Raw genomic sequence first — 14,139 nt, 5'->3', positions numbered from 1 at the left:
AACAGCCTCTAAGTACTAGTCCTGAACATGGAGCAAAAATTGAGCATCACCAAACTGATACGCCCTGAAATCGCCAGTCTGTCCGCTTATCACGTGCCGGACGCCAGCGGTTTTGTGAAGCTGGATGCGATGGAAAACCCTTACCTGCTGCCCCCTGCTATGCAACAGGAACTGGCCAACCATCTGGCAGGCGTGGCATTGAATCGTTATCCACAACCGGCCTATGCCAGCCTCAAACAATTGATTGCTGACAAACTAGGCGTACCTGCTGGCCATGACATTGTCCTTGGCAATGGCTCGGATGAACTCATCAGCATGGTTTCCATCGCCTGCGCCAAACCGGGTGCCAAGGTGCTGGCACCAGTGCCGGGCTTCGTTATGTATGCCATGTCAGCCCTGTTTGCCGGGCTGGAATTTGTTGGCGTGGACCTGAACTCTGATTTCACGCTGAACCAGGCGGCCATGCTGGCAGCCATAGCTGAGCATCAGCCAGCCATCATCTATCTGGCTTATCCAAATAATCCTACCGGCACGCTTTACGAGGCTGACGATATGGTCGCCATCTTACAGGCGGTTGGTGATAATGGCATCGTCATTGTGGATGAAGCCTATCAACCCTTTGCTCAGGCAAGCTTCATGTCACACCTTGCAGAGTTTGATAATCTGGTTGTCATGCGTACTGTCTCCAAGCTGGGCCTGGCAGGCATACGGCTGGGTTATATGGCGGGCAATAATGCCCTGATGCATGAATTTGAAAAAGTGCGCCCGCCTTACAACATCAATGTCTTGACGCAGGCAGCAGCAGAATTTGTACTGGCCAGGGTAGAAGTACTGGATGCCCAGGCAGCAGAATTGCGCCAGCAACGCACTGAGTTAATGGCCGCGATGGCAAGCTTGCCAGGCGTGCAAGTCTTTCCTTCTGCTGCCAATTTTGTGCTGATACGTGTTGCGAATGCCGAACAAGTCTTTGTGAAATTACGCGAACAAAAAATTTTAGTCAAAAATGTAGGTAAAATGCATAATCTGCTGGGTAACTGTCTGCGCATTACAGTCAGTACCCGGGAAGAGAATGCTCTTTTTCTTGCTGCCCTGGCAGCATCTTTATCATCAAAATGAATAAGCCCATAGAACGCATTGCGGCGGTTACCCGCAATACCAATGAAACACAAATCCGTGTTGCCATCAATCTGGATGGCACAGGCCAGCAAAAACTCAATACCGGCGTCCCTTTTTTGGATCATATGCTGGATCAGATTGCCCGTCATGGCCTGATCGATCTGGACATAGAAGCCGTCGGCGACTTGCATATTGATGCTCACCACACGGTAGAAGACGTTGGTATTACCCTTGGCCAGGCCTTTGCCAAGGCGATTGGTGATAAAAAAGGCATACGCCGTTATGGTCATGCTTATGTGCCTCTGGACGAGGCATTATCACGCGTGGTCATCGACTTTTCCGGCCGTCCAGGCCTGGAGTACCATATCCCGTTCACTCGCGCCATGATAGGCAATTTTGATGTAGACCTGACCCGTGAATTTTTCCAGGGTTTCGTCAATCATGCTTTAGTCAGCTTGCATATCGATAACTTGCGCGGCGACAATTCTCATCATCAATGTGAAACTGTATTCAAAGCCTTTGGCCGCGCCCTGCGCATGGCGACTGAGCTGGATGCGCGTGCGGCAGGAACCATACCCTCGACCAAAGGCAGCCTTTAATCGCAATACAGATAGCAGATACCAGCCCGGCTGGTGATCCATTATGAATAAAATTGTTGTAGTAGATTATGGTATGGGTAATTTGCGCTCGGTAGCGCAAGCCCTGCGTGCCGTGGCCCCTGAAGCGAATGTGCTGATTTCTGGCGAAGTCGCCGATATCCGTAGCGCAGACCGTATAGTTTTGCCCGGGCAGGGCGCCATGCCGGATTGCATGAGCTGCCTGCGTGAATCAGGCTTGCAAGATGCCTTGCTGGAAGCTGCCCGCAGCAAACCGCTGTTTGGTGTTTGCGTCGGTGAACAAATGCTGTTTGATGTGAGTGAAGAGGGTAATACGCCCGGTTTGGGCCTGTTGCCCGGTAAAGTGGTACGCTTTACACTGGATGGACTATTGCAGGCAGATGGCTCGCGTTACAAAGTTCCACAAATGGGCTGGAACCGTGTGCAGCAATCGCAGTCTCATGCCTTGTGGCAAGACATTGCTGACGATGCCTATTTTTATTTTGTGCATAGCTATTATGCCCAACCTGCAGATGTACAGCATGCGGTCGGTATGACGGATTACGGCAGCCTGTTTGCCTGTGCAGTGGCGCGCGACAATATCTTTGCTACCCAGTTTCACCCAGAAAAGAGTGCATCGGCTGGCTTGCAACTGTATAAGAATTTTGTACACTGGAAACCATAAGTGGCTATGTAATGTCTGATGTAAATTGTTTACTCTGATTGTTAACTGGTATTGTCCGTTCTAATTGTCTTCTCTTATTGTTTAATTGACGTCCCTACTTTTTCTCATATCATGCTGCTCATCCCTGCTATAGACCTGAAAGATGGCCACTGCGTACGCCTTAAACAAGGCGATATGGACCAGGCTACCGTATTTTCTGAAGACCCTGCCGAAATGGCGCGCCATTGGTTGCGTCAGGGCGCGCGTCGTCTGCATCTGGTGGATTTGAACGGCGCTTTTGCCGGCAAGCCCAAGAACGAGGCGGCGGTCAAAGCCATCATACAAGCGGTGCGTGATTACGCAGAAGAAACCGATACCGAAGAAATCCCGGTACAACTCGGTGGCGGCATCCGTGATCTCGATACGATTGAACGTTATCTTGATGACGGCTTGTCCTACATCATCATAGGCACTGCTGCGGTCAAGAACCCTGGTTTCCTGGCAGATGCCTGCAGCGCCTTCCCTGGCCAGATCATCGTCGGTATTGATGCCAAGGATGGCAAGGTAGCTACTGATGGCTGGAGCAAATTGTCGGGCCATGAAGTCATCGACCTCGCCAAGAAATTTGAAGGTTATGGCGTGGAAGCGATTGTCTATACCGACATAGGCCGTGACGGCATGATGGGCGGTGTGAATATCGACGCCACCGTCAAACTGGCGCAAGCTGTCAGCATTCCCGTCATCGCTTCTGGCGGCGTGCATGTACTGGCCGACGTCGAAGCGCTATGCGCTGTGCAAGATGAGGGCATAGAAGGTGTGATTTGTGGCCGTTCGATTTACGAAGGCACGCTGGATTTGTTGTCTGCACAAGACCGTGCCGATGAGCTCAGCGGTGAATTCGAAGATGAAGAAGAAACTGAATGAGCTTAGCCAAACGTATTATCCCTTGTCTGGATGTGACCGCTGGCCGCGTCGTCAAGGGCATTAATTTTCAGGAGCTGCGTGATGCCGGTGACCCGGTAGAAATCGCCCGTCGTTATGACGGGCAGGGCGCTGATGAAATTACTTTCCTCGATATCACTGCATCGTCGGATGGCCGCGACCTGATCTTGCCTATTATCGAAGCCGTGGCTTCGCAAGTGTTCATACCGCTGACTGTTGGTGGTGGCGTTCGTACGGTGGCTGATGTACGCCGTTTACTCAATGCTGGTGCCGACAAGGTGGGTATCAATACTTCTGCCGTGACCAATCCGCAACTGGTGGCAGATGCGGCGCATAAGTATGGTTCGCAATGCATAGTCGTAGCTATTGATGCAAAAAATGTGGGGCCAGGCAAATGGGAAGTGTTCACCCACGGTGGCCGTAATGCCACCGGTCTGGATGCAGTCGAATGGGCGCAGCGCATGGCCAAACTCGGTGCAGGAGAAATCCTGCTGACCAGCATGGACAAGGATGGTACCCGTTCGGGTTTTGATCTTGGCCTCACTCGTGCAGTGTCAGATGCAGTATCGATACCCGTCATCGCTTCTGGTGGCGTCGGTGGTTTGCAAGACCTGGCCGACGGTATCAAAGTGGGCGGTGCCGATGCGGTACTGGCTGCCAGTATCTTTCATTATGGACAACATACAGTAGGCGAAGCAAAACAATTTATGGCTGCACAACATATCCCCATGAGGTTGTCATGAGCGCGGCAAAATGGTTGAACAAGGTCAAGTGGGATGAAAACGGGCTGGTGCCTGTCATCGCCCAGGAAGCTAGCAGTAATGACATATTGATGTTTGCATGGATGAACCGCGATGCGCTGACTAAGACCGTGGAACTGGGTGAAGCTGTGTACTGGAGCCGCTCGCGCAAGAAACTTTGGCATAAGGGCGAAGAATCAGGCCATGTCCAGAAGGTTAAAGAAATTCGCATCGATTGTGACGAAGACGTGGTCTTGCTGAAGATAGAACAGACCGACAGCATTGCCTGCCATACTGGCCGTCATTCCTGCTTCTTCCAGAAGTTTGAAGGTAGCCTCAATGATGGTGACTGGCAAGCAGTTGATCCGGTCTTGAAAGATCCGGAAAGTATTTACAAATGAGTATATTGTTATGATTGTTTCCCAAGAACAGACCTTGCAGCGTCTGGCAGAGATCATAGAAAGCCGCAAGCTGGTCAATGGCGGCGACCCCGAGATATCCTATGTGGCCCGCCTGTTTTCCAAGGGTGACGATGCCATCTTGAAGAAAATAGGCGAAGAAGCAACAGAAACCGTCATGGCAGCCAAGGACGCGCGAGTATCAGGCGATGCGTCCAAGCTTTTATATGAGTGCGCCGACTTATGGTTTCATTCGCTTGTCATGTTAGCGCAGTATGATCTCAGCCCTCAGCAGGTGCTGGATGAGCTGGCAAGGCGTGAAGGTGTTTCTGGCATTGAAGAAAAAGCGGCACGCAAGGATGCGTGAACATAAATATACGTCTTGTTGAGGAACGGATAAAACGTGGATAACTGCATTTTTTGTAAGATCGCTGCAAAACAAATTCCTTCTGCCAGTGTTTATGAAGATGAAGAATTGCTTGCCTTTAAAGATATCAACCCGGCTGCCCCAGTGCACCTGTTGATTATTCCCAAAGTTCATATCGATACTTTGTCTTCGATACAGCCAGAACATACAGCCTTATTGGGTAAAATGCTGGCGCTGGCCCCAAAGCTGGCGCAAGAGCAGGGTTGTGCGCCAGTGCAGCAGGCTGATGGCAGTTTGTCTGGCGGTTATAAAACCCTCATCAACACCGGGCCAGATGGTGGGCAGGAGGTGTATCATTTGCACATGCATGTGATAGGCGGTCCCAAGCCCTGGCGCGGACAGCGCTGATTGAGTTGCCACCGCATCAGTTCGTGTTTGGCAATGCAAGCTTTAATCATATTTTTCGAGAGCAAGACTCTCACAGGGAGTAAGTAATGGGTTCATTTAGTATTTGGCACTGGCTGATCGTTCTGGTTGTCATCGTGCTGGTGTTTGGCACCAAGAAGCTGGGTAATGTCGGTTCTGATCTGGGCAAGGCCGTCAAGGGTTTCAAGGATGGCGTCAAGGGTGACGAAGACAAAACTGATGCACCTCAGCAGGTTGCTGACAAGGGCACCATCGACGTAGAAGCAAAAGACAAATCCAAGCTGTGATGTATTTCCCTTGCACTGACGTGCAGCCCTCACCCGGGTTGCCAGCATGATCGATCTGGGTATCAGTAAGCTGGCTCTTATAGGCGTGGTTGCCCTGATCGTTATTGGTCCTGAAAAATTGCCCAAGGTGGCAAGGATGGCTGGCACTCTGCTGGGTCGCGCTCAACGTTATATCAATCAAGTCAAGTCTGAAGTCAGCCGCGAAATCGAGCTGGAAGAATTGCGCAAGATGCAAAAGGATGTACAGGATGCCGCTCACAATGTAGAGCAATCCATACACCAGACCTGGTCAGAAACCGAGCAGGAGTTGCGCAATCTGGACCAGGAAACCGATACCAGCTTGTTACACACCGCCACGCCCGAGCAACTGGCGGTTAAGGCTAAAGACTTCCGCCGTAAAAAACTCGCCCGCACTTCGGCACTGCCTGCCTGGTATAAAAACCGCCATGGCCAGCGCCAGCATATTGTCTCTGGATCAGCAAGAATGGCGCGTCACCGTGCCACTCCCCGCTCCGGCGGCAGCTTCTTTTAATTTTCGCTTATGTTTTTGCGTTTTTATAATTTGGCGGTATTCGCATGAGCGATGACAAGGAACATAGCCCGGAAGAGAGTTTTATCTCGCATCTGGTTGAATTGCGCGACCGCCTGGTCAAGATACTTGGGGGGCTGATTCTGGCCTGTGCCGCATTGATGATATGGCCCGGGCCGTCGGCGATTTACGACTTTCTGGCACAACCCATGCTGGCGTCTTTACCAGCGGGATCGAAAATGATCGCGACTGGTGTTATTTCGCCATTTTTGGTGCCAATGAAAGTGACTTTGCTGCTGGCTTTCATGGTGGCCCTGCCATGGATCTTGTACCAGGTCTGGGCCTTCATCGCGCCTGGCCTTTACACCCATGAAAAGCGACTGGTAGCACCGCTGGTGATTTCTTCATCCCTGCTGTTTCTTAGTGGCGTGGCATTTTGTTATTTCCTGGTGTTTGGCCGTGTTTTCAAATTCATCAATGAATTTGCGCCTACCTCGATTAGCATTGCGCCGGACATAGAAAATTACCTGGATTTCATTATCTCCATGTGCCTGGCGTTTGGCGTGACCTTTGAGGTGCCAGTAGTGGTGGTTGTGCTGGTGCGCGTGGGCCTGGTGTCGCTGGAAAAACTCAAAGCCATCCGCCCTTATGTCATCGTAGGTGCTTTCGTGATTGCCGCCATCGTGACACCACCAGATATCGTCAGCCAGTTTTCACTGGCCGTACCGATGATACTGTTATATGAATTAGGTTTGCTGATTGCCCCGCTGTTTGTCAGGGCAACCCAGGCGCCACCTGCGGCCGATGAATCCAGCGGCAGTTAATCAGGCTGAGCGCAACCAGCTTACCAGTGGCATCGCGCTGCGGTAAGCTGTCAGCAGGGTGGTTTTCAATTCATCCGTATCCATGCCCTTGAGTGGGCATTCTGTCCATACCATAAAGTTCTTCAGCTTGATCTGCTCTATATGCGGTAGGTCGGCATCGAAGCCTTTGGGCGGGCGCTGCAGCTTGCCTTCATCTTGCAGGGTGCCAAAATACTGTTTCAGCTTCTTGTCTTTCAAGACCTTGGCAAAACCATCCGGGTCAGCCACGATGTGATTGCGTATCGCTTTCAGCCGGTCTGATGGTGGCATGTATTCGCCGCAGGCATAGAACAGGCGACCCGTTCCATCCATCTGGAAATAATAGGCAGGACCACCACCTTCGCTAGGCTTCTTGCGTCCACTGGGCAGAATGGAAGAAGAGAAGGTGGTTTTATATGGTGATTTGTCATGCGCAAAGCGCACATCGCGATTGATGCGGAATAGCGCTTTCTTCGGTTCCAGACCAGTGATGGCAGGATCAAACTTGCTGATGTCGGCAATCAGCTCAGTCACCAGTTGCAAAAATTCTGCCCGCAAAATGTCATAGCGTGGCTTGTTCATGACAAACCAAGCGCGGTTATTGTTCTCGCCCAGTTCGGACAAATACGCTTGTAAATCTATTAGATGCATGAATTTCTCTATTCCCTGGCTTCTTCTTTGCGCACTGAAGGGCGTTTGCCGATCAAGACTTCCAGTGTCGGTTCCTTGGTATCACGCAGGACGGTGATCTTGGCTTTGTTGCCAGGCTTCAGTTGGGCCACCAGGTTTAGCATCTGGGTGGTGTCACCGACCGGCTTGCCTTCGATCGCGATCAGGATGTCACCGGGCTTCATCCCCGCCTTGTCAGCCGGGCCGCCACGGATCACACCTGCGATAATGGCGCCGGACTTTTGTTTCAAACCAAAGCTGTCGGCCAGTTCCGGCGTGATGTCTTGCGGCTCCACGCCTATCCAGCCGCGCACGACGTGACCATTGTTGATAATGGATTCCATCACCAGTTTGACGGTAGATACCGGGATGGCAAAACCTATGCCTACCGAACCGCCAGTTTGCGAATAAATTGCCGTATTGACACCCAACAGATTGCCATTCACATCCACCAGCGCGCCACCTGAGTTGCCAGGGTTGACCGCGGCATCAGTTTGTATGAAGTTTTCAAAGGCATTCTCGGTCAAATTATTGCGGCCCAAAGCCGAGATAATGCCCATGGTGACAGTCTGGCCTACACCAAAAGGGTTGCCGATAGCGAGGACGACATCGCCGACACTTGCCTGGTCAGCGCGCCCCAGGGTAATTGCTGGCAAATTTGGTAAATCAATCTTGATGACCGCCAGATCGGTCTCCGGGTCTGTACCGACCAGCTTGGCGCGGGCCTTGCGGCCATCTGCCAGGGCAACTTCGATATCGTCGGCAGTTTCCACGACATGGTTGTTGGTCAGGATATAGCCTTCTGAACTGACGATCACGCCCGAGCCAAGACTGGACAAGCGCTCGGCCTGTGGGTTTTGCTGATCACCAAAGAAGCGCCTGAGGAAGGGGTCGTTCAAGAGTGGGTTGCGGCGCTGGCGTACTTCTTTCGATGTGAAAATATTCACCACTGACGGCATGGCACGTTTGGCAGCAGTGCCATACGAACTTTGCGCGGGCACGCTATTGGCAGGCGCTTCCTTGATCGGGGCACCTGCATTCAGCGTCTGGGTTTGCCTGGTGTTATAAGCAGCTTTCACCCAATCGGGTTGCAAGGTGGTTACAATAAACCAGATCGCCAGACCTACAGTAACAGTTTGGGCAAACAATAACCAAAGACGACGCATAGTGAGTATGAGTATGAAATCAGTGAATCGGGAAGACTTGGCGCAATTTCTTGCAAAAGAACTGCAAGTGAATTACTTTCGTGATTATTGCCCAAACGGCGTGCAGGTGGAAGGGCGCAACACGATTAAGCATATAGTCAGCGGCGTGACCGCCAGTTTAGCATTATTGGAAAAAGCCGTGGAAATGCAGGCCGATGCCATCCTTGTGCATCATGGTTATTTCTGGCGCGGTGAAGATATGCGCGTCATCGGGCAGAAACAACGGCGCCTGAAACTCTTGCTGGAACATGATATTTCCCTGTTCGCCTACCATTTGCCGCTGGATAATCATGCCGAGCTGGGCAATAACATCGGTCTGGGCCGCCGCCTGGGCTTTACTGCTGACGGTCGCTTTGGTGAAAATGATCTGGCCTGGCTGGGTACTGTGGATGATCAGGCAGTCGCTACACTGGCTGACCTGGCCCTGCATATAGAGTTGAAACTGGAGCGCAAACCCTTACTGATCGGCGACCCTGCTGCTCCAGTTGGCCGCGTCGCCTGGTGTACTGGCGCTGCCCAGAATATGCTGGATCAGGCGATTGCTGCCGGGGCGTCGGTGTATCTGAGTGGTGAAATTTCCGAACCTACTGTTCACCTGGCACGCGAATCAGGTGTCGCTTACATCGCCTGTGGCCATCATGCAACCGAGCGTTTTGGGGTACAGAGTCTGGGGGACTTTATCGCTGCTCAGTTTGGAATCAAACACAGCTTTGTGGATATTGATAATCCGGTGTGAGTGCCAAGTCTGGTGGTCTCCTGCTGATCAGGCAGGAGCTACACTCATTATTCGTGTGTTGAAAGACTGAGAACTGCCAGCTTTCAGCTTACTTCTTCAGCGAATCCCTGATCTCACGTAACAGCAAGATATCTTCCGCAGTGACTTCAGGTGCCTGTTCCGCTGCAGGCTCAGGCTTTTTCAGTGCATTGACTAGTTTCACCATCTGGAAAATAACAAATGCCAGGATAACGAAGCCCACGCTGACAGTGATAAAATTACCATAGGCTATCACACCGCCCGCTTTTTTCGCTTCCACCAGCACCAGATGCGTGCCCTGGCCATTCAGCGGGATGTAGTAATTGGAAAAGTCCAGGCCACCGACAATGCGACCGATGACAGGCATGACGATATCACCCACCAGAGAGTCAACGATCTTGCCAAAGGCAGCGCCGATGATGACGCCGACAGCCAGGTCAACCACATTGCCGCGGCTGATAAAGGTTTTGAATTCTTGCAACATAGCCATAGAAATTCTCCTGTTGAGAGGCTGATAAAAAGCTGAAAAAGAGTGTGTTTTGGTGCAAAATAAGCTACAAAAATGCATGTCCAAAATTTAAGTTGCACGATTTTAATGTGCAAAGTACAGGAAAAGCTCGCAGATTTTTGTCAATTTTCTTTTCTCACAGATTTTAAATATTGAGTACCTCTCGTGATTTTGTGCTGAAAGCACAATTTCAACCAGCCCGAACAAGCAAATGGGGCTTGAATTGTTGAAAAATGCCAGCAAGTTGGCGTTTCGGATATCTTTTTCTTTAAAACCATATCCGGGTCATTTATAATTTAAGGTTGCTAGAAGTTGGGTTTTGCTTCATCAAGTTTTGATTATTGACAGATTGGGGTTGGTATGAGTATCGAAAAGCAGGTCGATTCCGGCCGTCGCGGTTTACTCGTCGCCACTTGCGCGGCGGGTGGTGTGGCTGGCTTGGCAACGGCAGGTGCGCTGGTAAGCACTTTCCAGCCATCCGAGCGCGCTAAGGCTGCAGGTGCGCCGGTGGAAGTGGACATTTCGTCCTTGAAACCGGGCGAAATGCAAACAACAGAATGGCGCGGTAAGCCAGTATGGATTCTGAAACGCACACCAGAAATGATGGACAGTCTGAAAAAGACTGAAGACAAGGTTGCCGATCCAAAGTCGGAAAAGCCTTACACCATGGATATGCCAGAGTATTGCGACAAGCAAAGCCGCGCCCGCAAAGAGCATAGCGACATTCTGATCGCCGTCGGTATCTGCTCACATCTGGGTTGCTCCCCAATCTCCAAATTCCAGGAAGGCATACAGCCATCCCTGCCGGATGACTGGAAAGGCGGCTTTCTTTGCCCATGCCACGGATCGACTTTCGATCTGGCGGGTCGTGTATATAAAAACAAGCCAGCTCCACAAAATCTGGATGTGCCTCGTCACATGTTTTTATCGGACACCAAAATCATCATCGGTAAAGATGAGAAAGGCGAGGCTTAATCATGGCATTTGTTGAGAAAAAACTCCCGGCAGACGCACCTGTCGTGGACAAGGCCTTGAACTGGGTCGATTCCCGTTTTCCGCTAACTAAATTGTGGAATGATCAATGGGGCAAGTATTACGCTCCAAAGAACTTCAATTTCTGGTACATCTTTGGTTCCCTGGCGATGCTGGTGCTGGTTATCCAGATCGTCACAGGTATATTCCTGGTTATGCATTACAAACCAGATGCAACGCTGGCGTTTGCGTCGGTTGAATACATTATGCGTGATGTGCCCTGGGGCTGGCTGGTGCGCTACATGCACTCTACTGGCGCGTCGGCATTCTTCATCGTCGTGTACCTGCACATGACACGTGCCTTCCTGTACGGTTCTTACCGCAAGCCACGTGAACTGATCTGGTTGTTCGGTTTCGCGATTTTCCTGTGCCTGATGGCCGAAGCTTTCTTCGGTTACCTGCTGCCATGGGGTCAGATGTCTTACTGGGGGGCTCAGGTGATTGTTAACCTGTTTGGTGCCATTCCTTTCATCGGCCCTGATCTGTCTTTGTGGATTCGTGGTGACTATGTAGTGTCTGACGCAACATTGAACCGCTTCTTCTCTTTCCACGTGATCGCGATTCCTCTGGTCTTGCTGGGCCTGGTGGCTGCTCACTTGATCGCCTTGCATGAAGTGGGTTCCAACAATCCCGACGGTATCGAAATCAAGGACAATATCGGCCCTGATGGTCATCCTGTTGATGGCATACCTTCTCACCCCTACTACACTTTCCACGATATCTTTGGCGTGACTGTGTTCCTGACTATTTTCAGTGCAGTCGTGTTCTTTGCACCGGAAATGGGTGGTTACTTCCTTGAGTACAACAACTTCATTCCAGCGGATTCTTTGAAAACGCCTCCGCATATTGCACCAACCTGGTATTTCACACCTTTCTATTCGATCCTGCGTGCAACGACTTCCGAGTTCCTGTTCGTAGTGCAAGCTGGTGCTGTTGCTTATGTCGCACTGATCTGGCTGACCACCAAGTTGCCACAAATGCTGAAGATAGCAATTGCAGCAATTGCATTGATCGCCATTGCTGGCATGATGCCAGGTGCACTGGATGCAAAATTCTGGGGTGTGGTATTGTTCGGCGGTTCTGTCATGATACTGGCACTGTTGCCATGGCTGGATGTGTCCCCGGTCAAATCGATACGTTACCGTCCTGACTGGCACAAGTATGTCTACATCGTGTTCGGTATTGCCTTCGTTACCCTGGGTTACCTCGGTGTGCAGGCGCCATCGCCGGCGGGTGAGCGTGTTTCCCAGGTTTGCGCAGTCATCTACTTCGGCTTCTTCATGCTGATGCCATGGTGGAGTGCGATGGGAACATTTAAGCCCGTGCCCAAGCGCGTTACATTTGCAGCGCACTGAGAATTAGCGAGGAAGAATAAGCATGAAATTACTTAAAAAACTGATCGCTGTGCTGGCATTTGCACCTGCAATGGTGTTGGCGGCTGGTGGCACTTTCCCTTTGGACAGCGCACCTGATCGTTCTACCGATATGGCCGCATTGCAAAACGGTGCCAAGTTGTTCGTCAACTATTGCCTGAACTGCCACTCTGCTTCTGCCATGCGTTACAACCGTTTGAAAGATATCGGTTTGACAGATGACCAGATCAAGCAAAACTTGCTGTTCACTGGCGAAAAAGTTGGCGACCTGATGAAGACCACCATGTCAGCCAAGGATGCCAAGGAATGGTTTGGCGCAGTACCGCCTGATTTGTCCGTAATTGCCCGTGCCAAAGCCTCAGGTGATGGTACTGGTGCTGACTGGATTTACACTTATCTGCGTACTTACTACAAAGATGATTCCCGCCCAAGCGGCTGGAACAATAAAGTGTTTCCTAGTGTGGGCATGCCGCACGTATTGTGGGAATTGCAAGGCGTACAAGAAGAAAAGGTAGTGGAAGAAAAAGATCCACACGATGCATCCAAAAAGGTGCACAAGTTTGTTGGCTTTGATCTGGTTAAACCAGGCACGATGAACAAGATAGAGTATGACAATGCAGTCGGTGACCTGGTTGCCTACATGCAGTGGATGGGTGAGCCAGCACAAAGCACGCGCAAGCGTCTGGGCGTCTGGGTCCTGTTGTTCCTGGCAACACTGGCGACTCTGGCTTGGCGTTTGAACGCGTCTTACTGGAAAGAAGTAAAATAAATGTAAGGTTTCCGGCTTGCGCTATTCATAGTACGAGCCAGGAATTTTTTGAGATCGTCCGTTTTTCTCCGTCGTAGACGGACGTGTAATCCCAGGGGTGAGGTGCGCAAAACTGGCTCCTCGCCCCGATCGTTTCTAAGGAACTATAAAAATGATGGTTCTCTACTCGGGTACAACCTGCCCATTTTCTCAACGTTGCCGCCTGGTGTTGTTCGAAAAAGGCATGGATTTTGAAATCCGCGATGTTGATCTGTTTAACAAGCCTGAAGATATCTCGACCATGAATCCTTATGGTCAGGTGCCTATCCTGGTTGAACGTGAATTGATATTGTATGAATCCAATATCATCAACGAGTACATAGACGAGCGCTTCCCGCATCCGCAACTGATGCCGGCAGACCCGCTGCAACGCGCCCGCGCACGTCTGATGCTGTTCAATTTTGAAAAAGAATTGTTCATCCACGTCCACACTCTGGAAAACGACAAGAACACTGCGTCTGCCAAAGTGCAGGACAAGGCACGCGCAGAAATCCGCGACCGCCTGACCCAGCTCGCACCTTTGTTCGTCAAGAACAAATACATGCTGGGCGATGAATTCTCCATGCTTGACGTGGCGGTTGCCCCATTGTTGTGGCGCCTCGATCACTACGGTATAGAATTGTCGAAGACAGCAGCACCTTTGATGAAATATGCAGAACGTATTTTCTCTCGTCCTGCCTACATCGAAGCACTGACGCCATCTGAAAAAGTTATGCGCAGATAAGCACGACTTTTCAGGATAAGATAACAAGGCTGATGCATATCAGCCTTGTTGTTTTTGGGCACTACGCCTATGCTTAAAGTAGCCCTGAAAGCATCTTTTACGGCATTTTCTTGTTGCACACTTAGTTGTAAACTTAACGCAGCTCTTAAAGTACATTTT

19 protein-coding genes are annotated in these 14,139 nt (G+C 50.9%); 16 read left to right on the top strand and 3 right to left on the bottom strand.

Annotated features, from left to right (window positions below):
• Positions 1-27: 27 nt before the first annotated feature.
• From hisC to tatC, 11 genes are all read left to right on the top strand, one after another.
• Positions 28-1,116, top strand: a complete 1,089-nt coding sequence (gene hisC / locus Q8K39_RS19875; protein WP_305262887.1) for a histidinol-phosphate transaminase — start codon at positions 28-30, stop codon at positions 1,114-1,116.
• Positions 1,113-1,715, top strand: a complete 603-nt coding sequence (gene hisB / locus Q8K39_RS19870) for an imidazoleglycerol-phosphate dehydratase HisB (protein ID WP_110256500.1) — start codon at positions 1,113-1,115, stop codon at positions 1,713-1,715. Before hisC ends, hisB begins: the two co-directional genes overlap by 4 nt.
• A 43-nt stretch (positions 1,716-1,758) precedes the next feature.
• On the top strand, positions 1,759-2,397 hold the full coding sequence (gene hisH, locus Q8K39_RS19865; protein ID WP_305262884.1) for an imidazole glycerol phosphate synthase subunit HisH: 639 nt from the start codon (positions 1,759-1,761) through the stop codon (positions 2,395-2,397).
• A gap of 111 nt (positions 2,398-2,508) precedes the next feature.
• On the top strand, positions 2,509-3,300 hold the full coding sequence (gene hisA, locus Q8K39_RS19860) for a 1-(5-phosphoribosyl)-5-[(5-phosphoribosylamino)methylideneamino]imidazole-4-carboxamide isomerase (RefSeq protein ID WP_305262882.1): 792 nt from the start codon (positions 2,509-2,511) through the stop codon (positions 3,298-3,300).
• Positions 3,297-4,061, top strand: a complete 765-nt coding sequence (gene hisF, locus Q8K39_RS19855; RefSeq protein ID WP_186955596.1) for an imidazole glycerol phosphate synthase subunit HisF — start codon at positions 3,297-3,299, stop codon at positions 4,059-4,061. Before hisA ends, hisF begins: the two co-directional genes overlap by 4 nt.
• Positions 4,058-4,459 (top strand): phosphoribosyl-AMP cyclohydrolase, encoded by a 402-nt coding sequence (gene hisI, locus Q8K39_RS19850; protein WP_186955597.1) that lies wholly within the window; start codon positions 4,058-4,060, stop codon positions 4,457-4,459. The genes hisF and hisI overlap by 4 nt, the downstream gene beginning before the upstream one ends.
• A gap of 10 nt (positions 4,460-4,469) precedes the next feature.
• Positions 4,470-4,823: a phosphoribosyl-ATP diphosphatase gene (locus Q8K39_RS19845; RefSeq protein WP_305262878.1), complete on the top strand. Its 354-nt coding sequence runs from the start codon at positions 4,470-4,472 to the stop codon at positions 4,821-4,823.
• A gap of 36 nt (positions 4,824-4,859) precedes the next feature.
• On the top strand, positions 4,860-5,231 hold the full coding sequence (locus tag Q8K39_RS19840; protein WP_186955599.1) for a histidine triad nucleotide-binding protein: 372 nt from the start codon (positions 4,860-4,862) through the stop codon (positions 5,229-5,231).
• Positions 5,232-5,317: 86 nt separating this feature from the next.
• Complete coding sequence (gene tatA, locus Q8K39_RS19835) at positions 5,318-5,536, top strand: Sec-independent protein translocase subunit TatA (protein ID WP_186955600.1); 219 nt, start codon at positions 5,318-5,320, stop codon at positions 5,534-5,536.
• A 46-nt stretch (positions 5,537-5,582) separates the two neighbouring features.
• Complete coding sequence (gene tatB / locus Q8K39_RS19830) at positions 5,583-6,068, top strand: Sec-independent protein translocase protein TatB (protein WP_305262876.1); 486 nt, start codon at positions 5,583-5,585, stop codon at positions 6,066-6,068.
• Between the two features lie 44 nt (positions 6,069-6,112).
• Positions 6,113-6,889, top strand: coding sequence for a twin-arginine translocase subunit TatC (gene tatC / locus Q8K39_RS19825; protein WP_186955602.1), 777 nt, complete (start codon positions 6,113-6,115; stop codon positions 6,887-6,889).
• Here the strand turns inward: tatC and Q8K39_RS19820 are convergent, their stop codons facing one another.
• Positions 6,890-7,558 carry a DUF2461 domain-containing protein gene (locus tag Q8K39_RS19820; RefSeq protein WP_305262874.1) on the bottom strand — a complete coding sequence of 223 codons (669 nt, stop codon included), beginning with the start codon at positions 7,556-7,558 and terminating at the stop codon, positions 6,890-6,892.
• An 8-nt stretch (positions 7,559-7,566) separates the two neighbouring features.
• Entirely contained in the window at positions 7,567-8,742 is a 1,176-nt protein-coding gene (locus Q8K39_RS19815) for a Do family serine endopeptidase (protein WP_305262872.1), read from the bottom strand.
• 7 nt (positions 8,743-8,749) lie between these two features.
• Between Q8K39_RS19815 and Q8K39_RS19810 the strand changes: the two genes are divergently transcribed.
• Positions 8,750-9,517: a Nif3-like dinuclear metal center hexameric protein gene (locus Q8K39_RS19810; RefSeq protein WP_305262870.1), complete on the top strand. Its 768-nt coding sequence runs from the start codon at positions 8,750-8,752 to the stop codon at positions 9,515-9,517.
• Between the two features lie 88 nt (positions 9,518-9,605).
• On the opposite strand, the gene mscL is transcribed toward Q8K39_RS19810, so the two are convergent.
• The gene (mscL, locus tag Q8K39_RS19805) at positions 9,606-10,025 is read right to left on the bottom strand and encodes a large conductance mechanosensitive channel protein MscL (RefSeq protein WP_305262868.1); all 420 of its coding nucleotides are present in this window, start codon (positions 10,023-10,025) and stop codon (positions 9,606-9,608) included.
• Between the two features lie 378 nt (positions 10,026-10,403).
• On the opposite strand from mscL, the gene petA reads away from it, so the two are divergent.
• From petA to Q8K39_RS19785, 4 genes are all read left to right on the top strand, one after another.
• Entirely contained in the window at positions 10,404-11,018 is a 615-nt protein-coding gene (petA, locus tag Q8K39_RS19800) for a ubiquinol-cytochrome c reductase iron-sulfur subunit (RefSeq protein WP_186955606.1), read from the top strand.
• Positions 11,018-12,430: a cytochrome bc complex cytochrome b subunit gene (locus tag Q8K39_RS19795; protein ID WP_186955707.1), complete on the top strand. Its 1,413-nt coding sequence runs from the start codon at positions 11,018-11,020 to the stop codon at positions 12,428-12,430. Before petA ends, Q8K39_RS19795 begins: the two co-directional genes overlap by 1 nt.
• Positions 12,431-12,452: 22 nt before the next feature.
• Positions 12,453-13,217 carry a cytochrome c1 gene (locus Q8K39_RS19790; protein WP_186955607.1) on the top strand — a complete coding sequence of 255 codons (765 nt, stop codon included), beginning with the start codon at positions 12,453-12,455 and terminating at the stop codon, positions 13,215-13,217.
• A gap of 151 nt (positions 13,218-13,368) precedes the next feature.
• Complete coding sequence (locus Q8K39_RS19785; RefSeq protein ID WP_110256517.1) at positions 13,369-13,980, top strand: glutathione S-transferase N-terminal domain-containing protein; 612 nt, start codon at positions 13,369-13,371, stop codon at positions 13,978-13,980.
• Positions 13,981-14,139 lie beyond the last annotated feature (159 nt).

Origin of the sequence: Undibacterium sp. (genome assembly GCF_030683615.1) — a bacterium.
In the GTDB taxonomy this organism is placed as follows: domain Bacteria; phylum Pseudomonadota; class Gammaproteobacteria; order Burkholderiales; family Burkholderiaceae_D; genus Undibacterium; species Undibacterium umbellatum.
The sequence above is the reverse complement of the archived record's forward strand: the minus strand, read 5'-3'. Positions and strand labels throughout refer to the sequence as shown.